This is a genomic window from Mycobacterium sp. 050134 (assembly GCF_036409085.1).
GTDB lineage: Bacteria > Actinomycetota > Actinomycetes > Mycobacteriales > Mycobacteriaceae > Mycobacterium.
The window spans coordinates 44,168-59,965 of the sequence record NZ_JAZGLV010000027.1 but is presented as its reverse complement, the minus strand read 5'-3'; the positions used below and the strand labels follow the sequence as shown (position 1 = coordinate 59,965).

General features: G+C 71.2%; 14 protein-coding genes and 1 pseudogene. 13 read left to right on the top strand and 2 right to left on the bottom strand.

Annotated elements, in window-relative coordinates:
• The first annotated feature begins 1 nt into the window (after position 1).
• Genes SKC42_RS24345 through SKC42_RS24315 form a run of 7 tightly spaced genes read left to right on the top strand, consistent with a single transcriptional unit; the run spans position 2 to position 6,716 of the window.
• Complete coding sequence (locus SKC42_RS24345; RefSeq protein WP_330966800.1) at positions 2–1,222, top strand: hypothetical protein; 1,221 nt, start codon at positions 2–4, stop codon at positions 1,220–1,222.
• Between the two features lie 26 nt (positions 1,223–1,248).
• Positions 1,249–2,250: an AAA family ATPase gene (locus SKC42_RS24340; RefSeq protein ID WP_330966799.1), complete on the top strand. Its 1,002-nt coding sequence runs from the start codon at positions 1,249–1,251 to the stop codon at positions 2,248–2,250.
• 6 nt (positions 2,251–2,256) lie between these two features.
• Positions 2,257–3,129: a DUF58 domain-containing protein gene (locus tag SKC42_RS24335; RefSeq protein ID WP_330966798.1), complete on the top strand. Its 873-nt coding sequence runs from the start codon at positions 2,257–2,259 to the stop codon at positions 3,127–3,129.
• Complete coding sequence (locus SKC42_RS24330) at positions 3,119–3,592, top strand: hypothetical protein (protein ID WP_330966797.1); 474 nt, start codon at positions 3,119–3,121, stop codon at positions 3,590–3,592. The genes SKC42_RS24335 and SKC42_RS24330 overlap by 11 nt, the downstream gene beginning before the upstream one ends.
• Positions 3,583–4,671, top strand: a complete 1,089-nt coding sequence (locus SKC42_RS24325; RefSeq protein WP_330966796.1) for a hypothetical protein — start codon at positions 3,583–3,585, stop codon at positions 4,669–4,671. Before SKC42_RS24330 ends, SKC42_RS24325 begins: the two co-directional genes overlap by 10 nt.
• Positions 4,668–5,735 carry a VWA domain-containing protein gene (locus tag SKC42_RS24320; RefSeq protein WP_330966795.1) on the top strand — a complete coding sequence of 356 codons (1,068 nt, stop codon included), beginning with the start codon at positions 4,668–4,670 and terminating at the stop codon, positions 5,733–5,735. The genes SKC42_RS24325 and SKC42_RS24320 overlap by 4 nt, the downstream gene beginning before the upstream one ends.
• A complete protein-coding gene (locus SKC42_RS24315) occupies positions 5,736–6,716 on the top strand; it encodes a hypothetical protein (protein ID WP_330966794.1) in 981 nt (326 codons plus the stop codon).
• Between the two features lie 6 nt (positions 6,717–6,722).
• On the opposite strand, the gene SKC42_RS24310 is transcribed toward SKC42_RS24315, so the two are convergent.
• Positions 6,723–7,874, bottom strand: a complete 1,152-nt coding sequence (locus SKC42_RS24310; protein WP_442932243.1) for an acyltransferase family protein — start codon at positions 7,872–7,874, stop codon at positions 6,723–6,725.
• A 220-nt stretch (positions 7,875–8,094) separates the two neighbouring features.
• Here SKC42_RS24310 and SKC42_RS24305 point away from each other — a divergent pair, with 220 nt between their 5' ends.
• The gene (locus tag SKC42_RS24305; protein ID WP_330966792.1) at positions 8,095–9,375 is read left to right on the top strand and encodes a DUF3068 domain-containing protein; all 1,281 of its coding nucleotides are present in this window, start codon (positions 8,095–8,097) and stop codon (positions 9,373–9,375) included.
• A gap of 16 nt (positions 9,376–9,391) precedes the next feature.
• Positions 9,392–11,090: pseudogene (locus SKC42_RS24300) on the top strand (hypothetical protein); the annotation flags it as partial.
• Here the strand turns inward: SKC42_RS24300 and SKC42_RS24295 are convergent.
• Positions 11,073–12,239 carry a glycosyltransferase family 4 protein gene (locus tag SKC42_RS24295; RefSeq protein WP_330966790.1) on the bottom strand — a complete coding sequence of 389 codons (1,167 nt, stop codon included), beginning with the start codon at positions 12,237–12,239 and terminating at the stop codon, positions 11,073–11,075. The pseudogene SKC42_RS24300 and the gene SKC42_RS24295 sit on opposite strands and share 18 nt — an antisense overlap.
• 56 nt (positions 12,240–12,295) lie before the next feature.
• On the opposite strand from SKC42_RS24295, the gene SKC42_RS24290 reads away from it, so the two are divergent.
• From SKC42_RS24290 to SKC42_RS24275, 4 genes are all read left to right on the top strand, one after another.
• Positions 12,296–13,081 (top strand): class I SAM-dependent methyltransferase, encoded by a 786-nt coding sequence (locus SKC42_RS24290; protein WP_330966789.1) that lies wholly within the window; start codon positions 12,296–12,298, stop codon positions 13,079–13,081.
• Positions 13,082–13,173: 92 nt separating this feature from the next.
• Positions 13,174–14,664, top strand: a complete 1,491-nt coding sequence (locus SKC42_RS24285) for an aldehyde dehydrogenase (protein WP_330966788.1) — start codon at positions 13,174–13,176, stop codon at positions 14,662–14,664.
• Between the two features lie 277 nt (positions 14,665–14,941).
• Positions 14,942–15,073, top strand: a complete 132-nt coding sequence (locus tag SKC42_RS24280; RefSeq protein WP_330966787.1) for a hypothetical protein — start codon at positions 14,942–14,944, stop codon at positions 15,071–15,073.
• Positions 15,074–15,162: 89 nt separating this feature from the next.
• Complete coding sequence (locus tag SKC42_RS24275) at positions 15,163–15,729, top strand: TetR/AcrR family transcriptional regulator (protein WP_330966811.1); 567 nt, start codon at positions 15,163–15,165, stop codon at positions 15,727–15,729.
• Positions 15,730–15,798: the final 69 nt, after the last annotated feature.

The following is a 15,798-nucleotide window of genomic DNA, read 5'->3' as shown; positions in this document are numbered from 1 at the left end:
GGTGACCGATTGGTCGGGTGGGGTCGACCCCAACGCGCCCACCCACGCCGGGCCGTATCCGCAACCGGGCGGCTGGGCGCCGCCCCCGGCGCCACAGGCGGATCGCTGGCAACCACAGCCGGCGGGATGGCAGCCACAGCAACCGCCGCGGCCGGGCGGTTGGCCCGGGCAGCAGCAGCCCCGTGGCCCCTGGCAGGCACCGCCGGCGCCACCCCCCGGGTTCGGGCCGCCGCCCGGCCCGGCGTTCCAGCCGCCCAAGAACCGCAAGCCCCTGTTCGTCACGCTCGCGGCCGGCGGCGCGGTGGTCGTGGTGGTGGCGATCGTCCTGGCGATCACCCTGACGGGCCGGGGCGGCCACGGCGGCGGCTCGGCCGGTGACGCCGTCAAGGACTACCTGCAGGCGCTCGCCAACGGTGACGCCGAAACGGCGCTGTCGTACAGCGCCGACCAGCCGGCGAGCAAGGAGTTCCTCACCGACGACGTGCTGAAAAAGCAAGTCGCGCAATGGCCCATCACCAACGTGCGAATCCTCAACGATGACTCCACGGGCGCGGGCGGGGCGCTCGGCATGGCCCAGGTCCACGTGGTCGCCACGTTCGGCGACAAGGTCTCCGACTCCACCCTGGAGGTCAAGAAGGACCACGGCAGCTGGAAGCTGAACACGGCCGCCATCAAGGTCTCCCCCGACCCCGCCACCGCGACGGGCAACGCGGCGGCCAAGACGCTGACCTTCTTCGGCAAGCCGATCGGCGATTCCACCGTGTACGTGTTTCCGGGCTGGATGGACGTCGGCACCACCAACCCGTACATGACGGTCACCCCCAAACCTCTGCTGCTGGACCAACTCACGACGATGGGGTTGCCCTGGTTGCAGACCACGTTCGCGCTGTCGGACAAGGGCCGGGACGCGGCGCGGGACCAGCTGAGTGCCGCGATGGCGAACTGTCAGAAGTCGAACCTGCTGGCGCCCCCGGGTTGTCCGATGAGCGTGGACCCCTACGGCCTGGCGGACGGCACCGCGGCCTGGGGACCCGCCGACATCAGCGCGGTCAAGTTCGACAACTTCGACCCCTATCGGCTGGAGCTGACGTTCTTCGGCCAGGTCAAGGCGTCGATCTCGGTCAAGACCACCGGCGGCGCCAACAAGCAGGGCGACGCCACCCAGTTCCTGTCCGGATCCGCCGACATGGCCAAAACGCCACCGGCGCTGAACTTCCGGTGACCCAACCGTTGACGTGAAAGGCCGCGATGACGACCGCAGCACGGGTGCAGCCCAACCATCAGGAGATCGACGCCGCACAGCGCCGCCTCGCCGCGTTGTCGCAGGCGTTCACGGCCAAGGTGGTCGGGCAGGACAACCTGCGTGAGTCGCTGCTGATCGGTTTGCTCGCTGGCGGCCATGTCCTGATCGAGAGCGTCCCGGGACTGGCGAAGACGACGGCGGCGCGGGTGGTGGCCGAGTCCATCAACGGGCGGTTCCAGCGCATTCAGTGCACCCCGGACCTGCTGCCCAGCGACATCCTCGGCACCCAGGTCTACGAGACCGCCACCAATTCCTTTGCCACCCAACTGGGTCCGGTGCACGCCAACATCGTGCTGCTCGACGAGATTAACCGGTCCAGCGCCAAGACGCAGAGCGCGATGCTCGAGGCCATGGAGGAACGCCAGACCACCATCGCCGGAACGGTGTATCCGATTCCCGAACCGTTCCTGGTGATCGCGACCCAGAACCCGGTGGACCAGGAGGGCACCTATCCGCTGTCTGAGGCCCAGACCGACCGGTTCATGCTCAAGGACATCCTGCGCTACCCGACCGCACAGGAGGAGGTCGAGGTCATGGTGCGCCGCGACGCCGGCGTCTACGACAAAGAGCGGCGGACCAACCCGGTCCTGGGCCTGGACGACGTGCGCCGGCTGCGGGCGGTGGTCCGCAACATTCACATGGATCCCGCACTGATGCACTACGCCAGCCAGCTGGTCGCGGCGACCCGCAACCCGCAGGCGCTGCCGCCGCAGGTGGGCCGGTTCGTCGAGTACGGGGCGTCCCCGCGGGCGACCATCGCGTTCTGCGAGAGCGCTCGCGCGCTGGCGCTGCTGCGCGGCCGCAATCACGTTCGGCCCGAGGACATTCAGCAGTTGGCCCATCGAGTGCTGGCGCACCGGCTGATCCTGAGTTTCGAGGCCACCGGCGCCAAGGTCACCCCCCGGGCCGTCGTCGACGCGGCGCTGCAAGCGGTGCGGGTGCCCTAAACGCGTATGGGAACCCATCTCAACCGCGCCAAGCTGCACTTCGGCACCGACACGCGCGGGCTCCTGGAGGGCGGCCGCTACGCGCTGCTGCACACCCGCAGCCTGGAGTTCGACGACCTGCGGCCCTACGTGGCCGGCGACGACGTCCGCGACATCGACTGGAAGGCCTCGGCCCGTTCGGGTTCGGTGCTCATCAAGCGCTACGTCTCGGAGAAGCACCACAAGATCCTGCTGATCGCCGACGCCGGGCGCAACATGACGGCCCTGGCGCCCAGCGGGGAACTCAAGCGCGACGTCGCGCTGCACGCGATGGGCGCGATCGGGCTGATCTCGCTGGGCCGCTCGGACGAGGTCGCGCTCGTGTTCGGGGACTCCCGCGGCAGCGCCAACGTTCACGCGCGGCGCGGCGAGACCCACGTCGAGAGCCTGCTGCACCGGTACTACTCCCACACCGCCGGCCAGCCGGCCCGCAGCGATCTTGTTACCCAATTGGATTACGCGGCAACGGGATACCGGCGCCGGATGCTGATCGTCATCGTGTCGGATGAACCCGACGTCCGCCCCCGGCTGGACGCGGCGCTGCAGCAGCTGTCCGGGCGCCACGACCTGATGTGGGTGATGGTTTCGGACATGCCCGCCGTCGGCTCCGCCGAGGGCGAGCGCGACGGCTACGACGTCGCCACCGGCGCCTACGTGCTCAACGGCGCCACCCTGGGGCCGCGCATCATCGCCGCCTACCGCCGCCGGGAAGCGGCCCGGGTCGCCGACCTCGAGGCGTTCCTGGCCACCCGTGGGATCGGCTTCGCCCGCATCGCCGGCAGCAGCGAGATCCGCTCCGAGCTCGTCGCGTTGACCGAGGCGTTCCAGCATGCCGGGTGAGCTGCTGCGCTATCTCGCTGGGCCGAACGGCTTTTCGCCGTGGTGGTGGCTGGTGGCGGTCCTCTGCGCGGCGACGCTGATCGGTTACTACGGCGGGGTGTACGTGTGGACGCTACCCGCGGGCCGGTTGCGCCGCCTCCCGGTGCTGCGGGAGGTGCACGCACGGCTGCTGCGGCGGCGTTTCGCCCGCACCATCGCCGCCATCGCCGGGCGATACCGGGCCGGTCACCTGTCGGGCGCGCAGGCCGCCGCGGCGATGAGCCGCACCCTGCGCAGCTTCCTGCACCTGCGCACCGGCGCGCGCGTGCAGTACATGCACGTCGGCGACATCACCGCGAATCCGCAACTGGCCGTGGCCGCACCGGTTTTCGCCGCCCTGAACGACGCCCAGTTCTCCACCGAAGGCGCCGACATCGACCGGGTCGCCCACGCGACGACGGAGGTGATCCGGACATGGACCTGAGGTGGCCGGCCGTCCCGATCGTCGGTCTCATCGCGCTGGTGGCGGTGCTCGCGGTGGGGATGCTGGCGCCGATGCCGAAGATCACCAAGGTGCTGCGCCCGCTCGCCCACGTCGAGCGTCTCACCGCGATGCCGGAATACGCGCGGGTGGCCCGCGTCCAGCACTGGTCCATGCTGATCACGCTGGTGCTGCTGGTCGCCGTGTTCGTGACGGCGCTGCTCACCACCTCGCGCCCCACCGGATTCACCTCCGCCAGCCGCAATTTCGAGGCCGTCCACCCCGAGGACATCATGGTCTGCGTCGGGCAGCCGGTCACTGACCCGACCACCGCGGGATTCCTCGATTATTTCGACGACCAGCTCAAGAGCTACCGCACCCAGCGCATCGGGCTGACCTCCCCCACGCTGCGGGTGGTGCCGTTGACCCGTGACTACACCTACGCCGGGTCCCAGTTCGGCCGCTACGCCGGCATGGCCGCCCTACAGCATCAACTGGACACGACCAAAGAACTGCCCGGGCCGCAGGCCGACCAGCTGCGCACCGGCATCAACGACTTCTCGCGGCATGTCGCCTACGTCGACTACGCCCGCAGCGTGGAGGACATCCTGGCGCTGTGCATGACCGGCTTCCCGTCGTTCGAGGACAAGAGCACGCACCGCCGCTCCCTGATCTATTTGGGCTACAGCAACTTTCGGGGAGCCGACGAGACCCGGCCGTCGCTCTACTCCGACCAGCAGATCAAGGACATGGCGACCAGGGCCGGCGTCCAGATCAACGTGATCAACCGCGCGGACGTCGTCAAGTCGCCCGAGCAGTCCAACCAGGCACTGGCCGCCATCGCGGGGGTCACCAACGGCCGCTACAGCGTCTACAACCCGGCCGGCACCGCCGGCGCATCGGGCACCGATCCCACGCTGGCCGCGCTGCTGGACAAGATCCGCGCCAACCCGCCGAACGTCGTGCTGCCCAGCGGCACCGTCGTGACCAGCCGCTCCTGGGACTACCCCAACGTGCCGCTGCTGGGTGCACTGTTGATGGCCAGCCTGTTGTTCGTTTCGCTGGCGGTGCTGCGCCGATGACCTTCGAACCGATCGTGCCCGCGGCCCTGCTGGCCGCGATCGGCGCCGTCCTCATCGCGATCCGGATGGCCGCCCTGTACCGCGTCCTGGTCCGCACCGGCACCGGCCGGTACCTGCGGGTGGTGCTGCGCTGGGGCGCGCTCACCGTCGCGGGCCTGCTGCTGGTGCTGGCCGCCGCCCGCCCCGGCCTGCCGCACGGCGACTCCCGCGGGCACACCGGCAACCGGGCGTCCGCCGCGTCGGCCGCGGCCAACGTGTTCTTCGTGATCGACCGATCCGTGGACGGGCGGGTGAGGGACTTCGGCCAGGAGGCCGGGCAGGGCAAGTCGCGCATGTCGGGGATCCGCAGCGACATCGCCGCGCTCATCGACCAATACCCGCGGGCGCGCTTCTCCGTGATCAGCTTCGCGGCCAAGGCCAGCCTGGACTGGCCGTTGTCCGACGACGTCTGGAGCCTCAAGCCGCTGATCAAGGGCCTGTCGACCTACACCGAGGTGCCGCACGACGCGACGTTCGCCGTCGACGCCGGCGCCGCGAACGGGCTGCTGCGCGCCAAGCTCGCCGAAGCCACCGAGCAGCATCGCGACTCCAAGAACCTGGTCTTCTACTTCGGGGAGGGCGCGGGCGGCTCCCGGGCCGCGCAGAGCGGCTTCGACATCCCCCGCAAGTCGATCGCCGGGGGCGCGGTGCTGGGCTACGGCACCCCCGCCGGCGGGCCGATCCCGGAGGCGTTCGTCAACGGCGACCTCGTCTACGCGTGGGACGAGCGGTCCGACCGGGCGGCGAACTCGGCCCTCGACGAAGACGCCCTCAAGAACATCGCCGGGCAACTGGGGGTGCCGTACTTCCACCGCGACAACAGCCCCATCACCCCGGTGGTCCCCGCCGTCGACCTGACCGGCACCAGCGCGGGCGACTCGCCGGTGATCTCTTCGTCCACCGTGGAGCGCACGGAGCTCTACTGGTTGTTCACCGGGCTTGCCGCGGTCCTCGCCCTCGTCGAGGCCTACCTGACCCTGCGGGAGTTCCGCCGCAACCGCCCGCCCCGACGAGTGAGTGTGTAGATGCTGCAACGTGATCCCCGCCCCGCCGCGCGCCGCGCCCGCCTGCGCCTGGCGACCTGGTGGCGGCGCGGCCCGTCCCGGCTGCGGCTGCGTCGCCGGCTCGTCGTGTACTCGCTGCCGCCCGCGCTGGTGTTGCTAATCGGCGTCGGCAAGATCGTGTCGACCATGCTGACCGGCAACGCCGCGGTGTCGGATTTCGCCCAGCACGACATCGACGCGCTGCGCTCCGACGTCTCCACCCTGAGCGGACTGAACATCATCGAGCCCGGCAAGGTCTCGTTCGTCGCCGGTGACTTGGAGGTGCTGGAGGGCAACCTCGACACCGCTGAACGGCAGTTTGGCGCCGCGCTGGACCGCAGCGGCGGCGCCGACGCCTGCGCGGTGCGCGTCAACCTGGAGCTGGTCCGCGAGACGCAGGGCGACATCGCCGCCGCCAACGGCGACAAGTCCCGCGCCGAGGAGCGCTACAACAGCGCCCTGCAGGTCATCTCCGGGGCGCCGCCACACTGCTACCGGGACAACGCCGACCCCAACCCGGACCGGCGCCGCATCCGCAACGACGCCGCGGCGCGGCTGGCCGACAAGATCAAGGCGCTGCACCTGCCGCCGACGGCGCCGCCGCCCTCGCAGACGATGACCCCCCCCCCGCCCCCGCCGACCTCGCTGACGAAGACGAACCTGCCGCCACCGCCCGCGCCCGGGGCGACCTCCACGCCCGAACCGCCGCCCCCGCCGCCCGGACCGGGTGGCCCGGTCTTCGGACCCAACGGCGGCGGCGGAAACGGTGAGCCCGGGGGGCGTGACGGGCTCAAAGACGTCAGCCCCGACCGGATCCCCGTGACGGGGAACGGATCGGTGCCGGGGCACCGGCTCGGCACCGGGGAGGGCGGCAGCCCGCTGGACCAGCTACAGCAGGCCCTGGGTGACGCCGACTCCACCGGCCCCAGTGGTCAGGGCGCGGTCGAGGGCGCGCACGCCTAACCCCAGTCAGGGTGCGACGGCGTCGGCCTCGGCGTCCTCCACCTCGGCGCCCGCGCTCTGCATGGCCCGCGACGCCCGGCCCGGCCGGGCGCGTTTCTCCCAGCGCCGCAGCGCCTCCCGGCACGGGGACTCCACCAGCCCGTAGCTGACGGCCGCAATCGCGAAGCCGAACAGCAGCGTCAGCGCCAGCACCTCCGGCATGCGGCCGGTGAACGGGAACGTCCCCAGGACCGGGAAGACCATCGCCAGGGCCGCCAGGTGCCACACGAACAACCCGTAGGACCAGCGCCCGAGGGTCACCATGAACGTGGTGCCCAGCAGCCGATGCGGCGTGTCAGGCCGGTCCAGCACCAGCGGGGCCACCAGCGCGAACGCCACCAGCGAGCCCATCGCCGTCTTGACCGCGAACTGGCTGGCGGTGCCCGGCACCAGGCCCTCCGGACCGGCCAGCGGCGACGCCGCCACCAGATAGGCCGACACCGCGGTGAGGGCGAACACCAGCCGGCCCACCCCGTTCCGCGCCAGCCGGTGCACCGGCCCGGGCGGGTAATAGGCCAGCTCGGCCAGCAGCATGCCGGCGGCGAACCACGAGAAGAACGCGGGCGGCCAGTTCAGCGGATTCATGCCCGGACCGGAATGCGCCACCACCGGCGCCAGCCAGCCCCAGGTCCAGCTCAGCGCGGCCAGCGCCGCGATCGCCGGCAGGCGGGCGGCGGTCGGAAGGCGGCGCGCCAGCAACGCGAGGAGCGGCAGCGCCAGGTAGAAGCTGACCTCCACCGACAGGCTCCACATCTGGGTTAGCCCGCCGGTCAGGGTCAGCGGAACATAGATCTGGGTCAGGGTCAGGTTCGCCAGCCACACGGTCGGGCTGGCGTGATCGGCGTCGGGCAACAGCGACAGGATCACGACGACCGCCACGACGTACGCCGGCATGATGCGGACCACCCGGGACCGCAGGTAGTGGCCCGTGCGGGGCCGCGACCCGATGCCCCGCGCGGCGGCGGCGTGCCCGCGCCACAACAGGAACCCGGACAGCGCGAAGAACACCGCGACGGCGAGGTCGAAGCGGCCGAACAGCCGGCCACCCACCCCGGTGGAGTGCCCCGTCTGGAAGGCGACGTGCGTGACGACCACGCCCATGGCGGCGCAGGCGCGCATCCCCTCCACGGCGGGCAGGAAGCTGCGCGCGCCGCCCACTTGCGGGCCGTCGGTCACCTCCACAGTCTGCCTGGAGTGCCGCCGGGCGAACGGGGTACACCCGTAGGGCGCGTGGCGCGGCGGGATCGGGTTCGTAAGCGGACGCCTTATGTCCTGCTGTTAGGGTCGAACGGGTTTGCTTCAGGGACCAATTCGGGACCATTAGGGAGGGCACGGCAACGTGAACCGAGCAGTCATGTTGCGGTTTGCCGCATGCGCGATCATCGGCCTCGGATCCGCCCTGCTGATCGCCGCGCTGCTCTTGTCGACCTACACCAGCCACCGGATCACCAAGATCCCGTTGGACATCGACACCACGCTTATCGGCGACGGCACCGGGACCGCGCTCGACGCGGCCTCCCTGTCGACGGACCACCTGGTGGTCAACCAGAACGTCCCGCTGGTGTCCCAGGAGCAGACCAGCGTCGAGTCGCCGGCCAACGCCGACGTCGTCACGCTGCAGGTCGGCTCCTCGGTGCGGCGCACCGACAAGCAGAAGGACAGCGGGCTGCTGCTGGCCATCGTCGACACGGTCACCCTGAACCGCAAGACCGCCATGGCCGTCTCCGACGACACGCGCGCCGGCGGGTCGGTCCAGAAGCCGCGCGCCTTCGGCGACGAGAACCCGCCGACCGCGATCCCGGTGCGGCACGACGGCCTGGCCTACCGGTTCCCGTTCCACACCGAGAAGAAGACGTATCCCTACTTCGACGCGATCGCGCAGAAGCCGTTCGACGTCAACTACGACAGCCAGGAAGACATCAACGGGCTGACCACCTACCGCTTCACACAGAACATCGGCTACAACGCCGACGGCAGGCTGGCCGGCCCCATCCCCTACCCGTCGCTGTACGCCGGCGCCGAGGACGCCAAGGTGACCGCCGCCGCGTCGATGTGGGGGGTCCCCGGCGAGCCGGGCGAACAGATCACCATGACCCGCTACTACGCGGCGCAGCGGACCTTCTGGGTGGACCCGGTGACGGGCACCATCGTCAAGGAAACCGAGCACGCCAACCACTACTTCGCCCGGGATCCGCTCAAGCCCGAGATGACCCTGGCCGACTACAAGATCACCTCCAACGAGGAGACCGTCGAATCCCAGGTCAACGCCGCGCGTGACGAGCGGGACCGGCTGGCGCTGTGGTCGCGGGTGCTGCCCATCACCTTCACCGCCGTCGGCCTGATCGCGTTGATCGGCGGCGGGGTGCTCGCCGCGTTCAGCCTGCGCACCGAGAGCGCGCTGACCGACCCCGGCCTGGACCGCGGCGACCAGGAATTCTTCGGCCGCAGCGGGCTGGAGGAACCGGTGCCTGGCGCCGAGGCCGAGACCGAGAAGCTGCCCACCCAGCGACCCACGCTGCGCGACGACGACGGGCCTCCCGGCTCCGACCCGCCCGGCGCTGGTACTGACGAGCCGACCGAGGCGGGCCCGGCCGACCCGAAACCGCCCGAACGGGAGTAGCCGGGTCGAGACCACCGTGCGCCGGACCTTGCCCGGGTACGCCCTGGCCCTGGCGCTCCTGGTTACCGGGCCGCTGTCGGGGCCCGGCTATCTGCTGCTGCGCGACGCGGTGTCGACCCCGCGCTCCTACCTGTCAGATGCCGCGCTCGGGCTGACGGCGGCGCCGCGCGCCACCCCGCAGGACTTCGCGGTTGCGCTGGCCTCCCGGGTGGTCGACGGCGGGATCGTGGTCAAGGCGCTGCTGGTCCTGGGCTTGTGGCTCGCGGGCTGGGGCGCGGCCCGGTTGGTCGCGGCGGCCCTCCCCGCCGCGGGCACGGGCGGCCAGTTCGTCGCCTGCACCCTGGCGGTGTGGAATCCCTATGTCGCCGAACGCCTTTTGCAGGGGCACTGGAGCCTGCTGCTGGGCTACGGCTGCCTGCCCTGGGTGGCGACGGCCATGCTGGGGCTGCGGGCCGGCGGCGGCGAGTTCCCGCGGCTGGTGTTCTGGATCGCGCTGGCCGGGCTCACCCCGACCGGGTTGCTGCTGGCGGCGGCGGTGGCGCTGGTCTGCGTGGCGACGCCCGGCGCTTCCCCGGACCAGGCCAGGCCGCGCTGGCGGTGCGCAGCGGCGGCGCTGGGCACGGCGCTGGTCGGGGCGCTGCCCTGGCTGACCGCTGCGGCGATGGGCTCCTCGCTCACCTCGCACACCGCCGCCAGCGCGCTCGGGGTCGACGCGTTTGCGCCGCGGGCGGAACCGGGCCTGGGCACGCTGGGCAGCCTGGCCAGCCTCGGCGGCATCTGGAACGGCCAAGCCGTACCGACCTCGCGCGCAACGCTATTCGCGGTGGCCTCGGCCGCGGTGCTGCTCGGTGTGGTGGCGGCCGGGTTGCCGGCGGCGGTGCGCCGTCGCGAGGCGTTGCCGCTGCTGGTCCTGGCGGCGGCGGCCGTCCTGGTGCCGGCCGGCCTGTCGAGCGGCCCCGGTCTGCACCTGCTCACCGCGGTGGTCGACGCCGCCCCCGGCCTCGGGGTGCTGCGCGACGGGCAGAAGTGGGTGGCCCTGGCCGTGCCGGGCTACGCGCTGGCCGGCGCCGGCGCGGTGGTCACGCTGCGGCACGCGCGTCCGGCGGCCGTGGCGGCTGCGTGCTGCGTCGCGCTGGTCCTGGCGCTGCCGGACCTGGCCTGGGGCGTGTGGGGCAGGGTGGCGCCGGTGCGCTATCCCCCCGGGTGGGCCGCGGTCTCGGCGGCCGTCAACACCGACCCCCGCACCGTCGCGGTGCTGCCCGCCGGCACCATGCGGCAGTTCTCGTGGTCAGGGCCGGCCCCGGTGCTGGACCCGTTGCCGCGCTGGCTGCGCGCGGACGTGCTGACCACCGGCGACCTGGTGATCTCGGGGGTCGTCGTGCCGGGCGAGGGCACTCGCGCCCGCCAGGTCCAGGACCTGCTGCTGCGCGGCACCGATCCGTCCGCCCTGACCGACATCGGGTGGCTGGTCGTCGAGTCGGACACCGCCGGTGACATGGGCGCGGCGGCCCGCACCCTCGACGCGCTGACGCCGGTGTATCGAGACCGCGATTTCGCGCTCTACCGGATCGGGGGCGGCTTCCCGGGCGCGTCGCCCGGCCGGCGCGCGGCGACGGTCGTCGCTCACCTCGCGTGGGTGGCGATGCTGCTCGCGAGCGGGGCTGGCGCGGTGGCCACCGCCTGGCGCCGGCGCTCGGCTACACCACGCCGCTGACGAACTTGCCGGCGCACACCGCTTCCAGCACCACCCGCATCGCGTCGGCGCTTTGCGTCCAGGAGAACTCGCCGCTGCGTGCCTGCGCCTTGAGGCCGAGCTGGTCGCGCAACACCCCGTCGGCAAGCAGTTCCTCGAGCCGGTCGACCAGCTCGGAGCGGCTGTCCACCAGGATCCCGGTCACCCCGTCGACCACGGAGTCGGTCAGCCCGCCCGAGGACCGGTAGCCGATCGTCGGCACCCGGTGCTGGGCCGCCTCGACGACCGCCAACCCCCATCCCTCCTTGCGCGACGGCAGGACGTGCACCCAGGAGCTCTGCAGCACATGGTGTTTGGTGACGTCGTCGACGTGGCCGTGAAAGGTGACCGCCCGCGAGATGCCGAGCCGCTGCGCGTGCTCGACCAACCGCTGCCGCCACCAGCCGTCGCCGACGACGTCGAGGTGCACGCCCGGCATGCGGCGCCGCAGTTCGGCGACCGCCTCCAGCGCGTCCTCGATCTGCTTGTGGGGTACCAGCCGCGACAGCACGACCACGCGCGGGTCGGCGGCGCGCGGGCCGCCCAACGACTGCGCGGGGGCCTCGTCGAGGCCGTTGCGCACCACCGCGATTCGCTCGTTGCCCACGCCGAGCTCGACCAGGTCGCGGGCCGACGGGAGCGACACCGTCACGTATTGGTTGCGCCGGTTCAGCCGCGGCGACAACGTCGACTCGACAAACCAGCCCAGCCGGCCGAGCACCGGCCCGGCGACCGGCCACTGCTCGCGGTGGCAATGGTGCATGAGGACCACCACCCGGCGCCCGTAGACCAGCCGGGCGAGGAACGGCAGCCCGTTCTGGGTGTCGACCACCACGTCGGGCCGGGCGCGCCGCAACGGCGCGAGGCCCAGGCGCGCCCCCAACTCGTGCAGGGCCATCGCCAGCAACGCCCACACGTACACCGAGTAGTGGCCGCCGGCCCGGGTGATGCGCACCCCGTCGACCACTTCGCGGCGGGCGGCACCGGGATAGCGGGCCGTGCGCAGCGTGACCGCGATGCCCGCCGCGGCCAGCTGCGCGCCGATGCGCTGCAGATAAGCCTCGCTACCCCCGCCCTGCGGGTGACCGGTGTCGCGCCAGCACAGCAGCAACACGGAACGCGGACCAGACATCAGTCGCCAGCCTAGCCTGGTCCTGGCTGCGTAGGCGGCTGCGTAGGGTGTGGCCCGTGGCCGCCCCCGCACGAGTCACCGACGCCTTCGCCCGCCGGGCGACGCTCGCCCGCTCCCTGCGGCTGCTGTCGGAGTTCCGCTACGAGCAACCGGACCCGGCGCGCTTCTACGGCGCGCTGGCCGCCGACACCGCGGCGATGGTGAGCGACCTGTGGACGGCCGGGCACGGCGCCCCGCCCGTCGGGCGCACGCTGCTCGACGTCGGCGGTGGACCCGGATACTTCTCCGCGGCGTTCACCGCCGCCGGGGTGCGCTACATCGGCGTCGAGCCGGACCCGCGCGAGATGCACGCGGCCGCACCGGCGGGCGCCCGGGGGAACCACGCCCCGTTCGTCCGGGCATCCGGGATGGCGCTGCCCTTCGCGGACGGCTCGGTGGACATCTGCCTGTCGTCGAACGTCGCCGAGCATGTGCCGCACCCATGGCGGCTCGGCGCGGAGATGCTGCGCGTGACCCGGCCGGGCGGGCTGGCCGTGCTGTCCTACACCGTCTGGCTCGGCCCCTTCGGCGGCCACGAAATGGGCCTGACGCACTACCTCGGCGGGGCGCGGGCCGCCGCGCGCTACGCCCGCAAACACGGCCATCCGGCCAAAAACAACTACGGGTCGTCGTTGTTCGCGGTGTCCGCCGCCGACGGCCTGGCCTGGGCCGCCGGCACGGGCGCTCTGGTCGCGGCTTTTCCCCGCTACCACCCGCGATGGGCCTGGTGGCTGACGTCGGTTCCGGTACTGCGGGAGTTCCTCGTGAGCAATCTCGTGCTGGTGCTGTCGCCCCGGGAATGAAACATGTTCTCGTTTGGCGTCCGCTTGGGTAGGGTGGCGCCCATGCGCGCCGGCGACGATGCAGCGCGGAATGATGAGGAGGAGCGGCGCAGATGACGGAGAACGTGACGACGACGGAGAACGCTTCAACCGAGTACGACAAGCTCTTCATCGGCGGTAAATGGGTGGAGCCGTCGACCGACGAGGTCATCGAGGTGCGCTGCCCGGCCACCGGCGAGTACGTCGGCAAGGTCCCGCTGGCGGCGGCGGCCGACGTGGATGCCGCGGTCGCCTCGGCCCGCGCGGCCTTCGACAACGGCCCCTGGCCGACGACGCCGCCCAAGGAGCGCGCGGCCGTCATCGCCAATGCGCTCAAGGTGATGGACGAGCGCAAGGATCACTTCATCAAGCTCCTCGCGGGCGAGACGGGCCAGCCGCCGATGGGCATCGAGACGATGCACTGGATGAGCTCGATCGGCGCCCTGAACTTCTTCGCCGGGCCCGCGGCCGAACAGGTCAAGTGGCGCGAGATCCGCACCGGCGGTTACGGGCAGAGCATCGTGCACCGCGAGCCGATCGGCGTGGTGGGCGCGATCGTCGCCTGGAACGTTCCGCTCTTCCTGGCCGTCAACAAGCTGGGCCCGGCGTTGCTGGCCGGCTGCACGGTGGTGCTCAAACCGGCCGGCGAGACCCCGTTGAGCGCCAACGCCTTGGCCGAGGTGTTCGCCGAGGCCGGCCTGCCCGAGGGCGTGCTGTCGGTGGTGCCCGGTGGCATCGAGACCGGCCAGGCGCTGACCTCCAACCCGGACGTCGACATCTTCTCCTTCACCGGAAGCTCCGCCGTCGGCAAGGAGATCGGGCGGCGCGCCGCGGAGCTGCTCAAGCCGTGCACCCTGGAGCTGGGCGGGAAATCGGCGGCCATCGTCCTGGACGACGTCGACCTGACCGCCGCCGTCCCGATGCTGGTGTTCTCCGGGATCATGAACACCGGGCAGGCGTGCGTGGCCCAGACCCGCATCCTGGCGCCGCGCTCGCGGTACGACGAGATCGTGGACGCGGTAAGCGCTTTCGTGCAGGCGATGCCGGTGGGCCTGCCGTCCGACCCGGGCGCGCAGATCGGCTCGCTGATCTCGGAGAAGCAGCGCGCCCGCGTCGAGGGCTACATCGCCAAGGGCATCGAGGAGGGCGCGCGGCTGGTCTGCGGCGGCGGTCGCCCCGAGGGGCTGGACACCGGATTCTTCGTGCAGCCCACCGTGTTCGCCGACGTCGACAACAAGATGACGATCGCGCAGGAGGAGATCTTCGGGCCGGTGCTGAGCATCATTCCCTATGACACCGAGGACGACGCGATCAAGATCGCCAACGACTCGGCGTACGGTTTGGCGGGCAGCGTGTGGACCACGGACGTCCCGCGTGGGATCGAGATCTCGGAGAAGATCCGCACCGGGACGTATGCGGTCAACTGGTACGCGTTCGACCCCTGCTGCCCCTTCGGCGGCTACAAGAACTCCGGCATCGGCCGCGAGAACGGGCCCGAGGGTGTGGAGCACTTCACGCAGCAGAAGAGCGTGCTGATGCCGATGGGCTACACCCTGGAAGGCTGACTCCGACCAGCTCGAGCCCAGCCAGCGCTCGCGGCCCGACGCCGAGTCCCGCCGACGCCTGAGCGACCAGGCGTTATGCATGGAGCAATAATTCCGGGCGCTTCGCGATTCCGCGGGTCGCGGCGCGGGATGACGCCCGTTACGCCGTTTGTCGAGCTTCGGCGGTTACTTAGGGAATAAAAATTGCTTACTTGACCTATGTCTTATATGCTTCGGAGCATAATCATGGGCCGCCGGCCTCGGCGCATGACTGCACCACATCGGCCGGGAGAGAAACATGTGGATCATCGAGCTCAACGTCGCCGCCTACCAATTCACCCGCGAGCTGCCCGACCTCAAGCGGCACCACTTCCGCTTCAGCCCGCGTAATATGCACCGGCCGGCAGCCCGGCATTCGCACGCTGCATGACGCCCGTCACGGGAGGTACGCCCGTGCCGACGACCACCGACACGAAGCCCGACCCCGCCCCGGCGAAGCGCTGCGACACCCGCACAAAGATGCTGGTCAGCGCCGCTCAGGTGATGCGCGAGCGGGGCACGGCCGGGGTGACCATCGACGAGGTCCTCGCCCGCAGCGGCGCTCCGCGCGGCTCGGTCTACTACCACTTCCCCGAGGGACGCAATCAGATCCTGACCGAGGCGCTGCGCTTCTCGGGCGACTCGATCACCGCGATGATCGACGACGCGGCCGGCCGGGGCGCCCGCGCGCTGTTGCGCGAATTCGTCGAGTTCTGGGAGCGGCTGCTGACCGAGGGCGACTTCGCCGCCGGCTGCGCGGTGGTGGCGGCCGCCATCGGCTCGGACTGCAGCGGCCTCAACCTTTCCGGCGAGGCCGGCGCCATCCTGGGCCGCTGGCGCTCCGCGCTCACCCGGGCCTTCGTCAACGACGGCTTCGATGACAACGATGCCGCCTCCCTCGCGGTGACGTCGATCGCGGCCCTGGAGGGCGCCATCGTGCTGGCCCGCACGGCCCACAGCATCGAGCCGCTGCGGCAGGTGGGTGAGCAACTCGAATTCCTCATCAAGGCAAGGGAATTCGTGATTAGCAACATGATTGCGCAGTAACGGCCGCCGTTTTCCGATAATGGGATGAACCCCGTCCCCGATCGCATACGATCTGACTTCCAGCCTTGA

What these genes read in the sequence shown, in the direction of transcription:
- SKC42_RS24280 (WP_330966787.1), top strand. Translation starts at nt 14,942, where the DNA reads ATGTGGATCATCGAGCTCAACGTCGCCGCCTACCAATTCACCCGCGAG.
- SKC42_RS24310 (WP_442932243.1), bottom strand. Translation starts at nt 7,874, where the DNA reads ATGCGCGCCTGCGCCGCCATGGGCGTGGTCGTCACGCACGTCGCCTTC.
- SKC42_RS24315 (WP_330966794.1), top strand. Translation starts at nt 5,736, where the DNA reads ATGCTGCAACGTGATCCCCGCCCCGCCGCGCGCCGCGCCCGCCTGCGC.
- SKC42_RS24285 (WP_330966788.1), top strand. Translation starts at nt 13,174, where the DNA reads ATGACGGAGAACGTGACGACGACGGAGAACGCTTCAACCGAGTACGAC.
- SKC42_RS24295 (WP_330966790.1), bottom strand. Translation starts at nt 12,239, where the DNA reads ATGTCTGGTCCGCGTTCCGTGTTGCTGCTGTGCTGGCGCGACACCGGT.
- SKC42_RS24325 (WP_330966796.1), top strand. Translation starts at nt 3,583, where the DNA reads ATGGACCTGAGGTGGCCGGCCGTCCCGATCGTCGGTCTCATCGCGCTG.
- SKC42_RS24340 (WP_330966799.1), top strand. Translation starts at nt 1,249, where the DNA reads ATGACGACCGCAGCACGGGTGCAGCCCAACCATCAGGAGATCGACGCC.
- SKC42_RS24320 (WP_330966795.1), top strand. Translation starts at nt 4,668, where the DNA reads ATGACCTTCGAACCGATCGTGCCCGCGGCCCTGCTGGCCGCGATCGGC.
- SKC42_RS24330 (WP_330966797.1), top strand. Translation starts at nt 3,119, where the DNA reads ATGCCGGGTGAGCTGCTGCGCTATCTCGCTGGGCCGAACGGCTTTTCG.
- SKC42_RS24275 (WP_330966811.1), top strand. Translation starts at nt 15,163, where the DNA reads ATGCTGGTCAGCGCCGCTCAGGTGATGCGCGAGCGGGGCACGGCCGGG.
- SKC42_RS24335 (WP_330966798.1), top strand. Translation starts at nt 2,257, where the DNA reads ATGGGAACCCATCTCAACCGCGCCAAGCTGCACTTCGGCACCGACACG.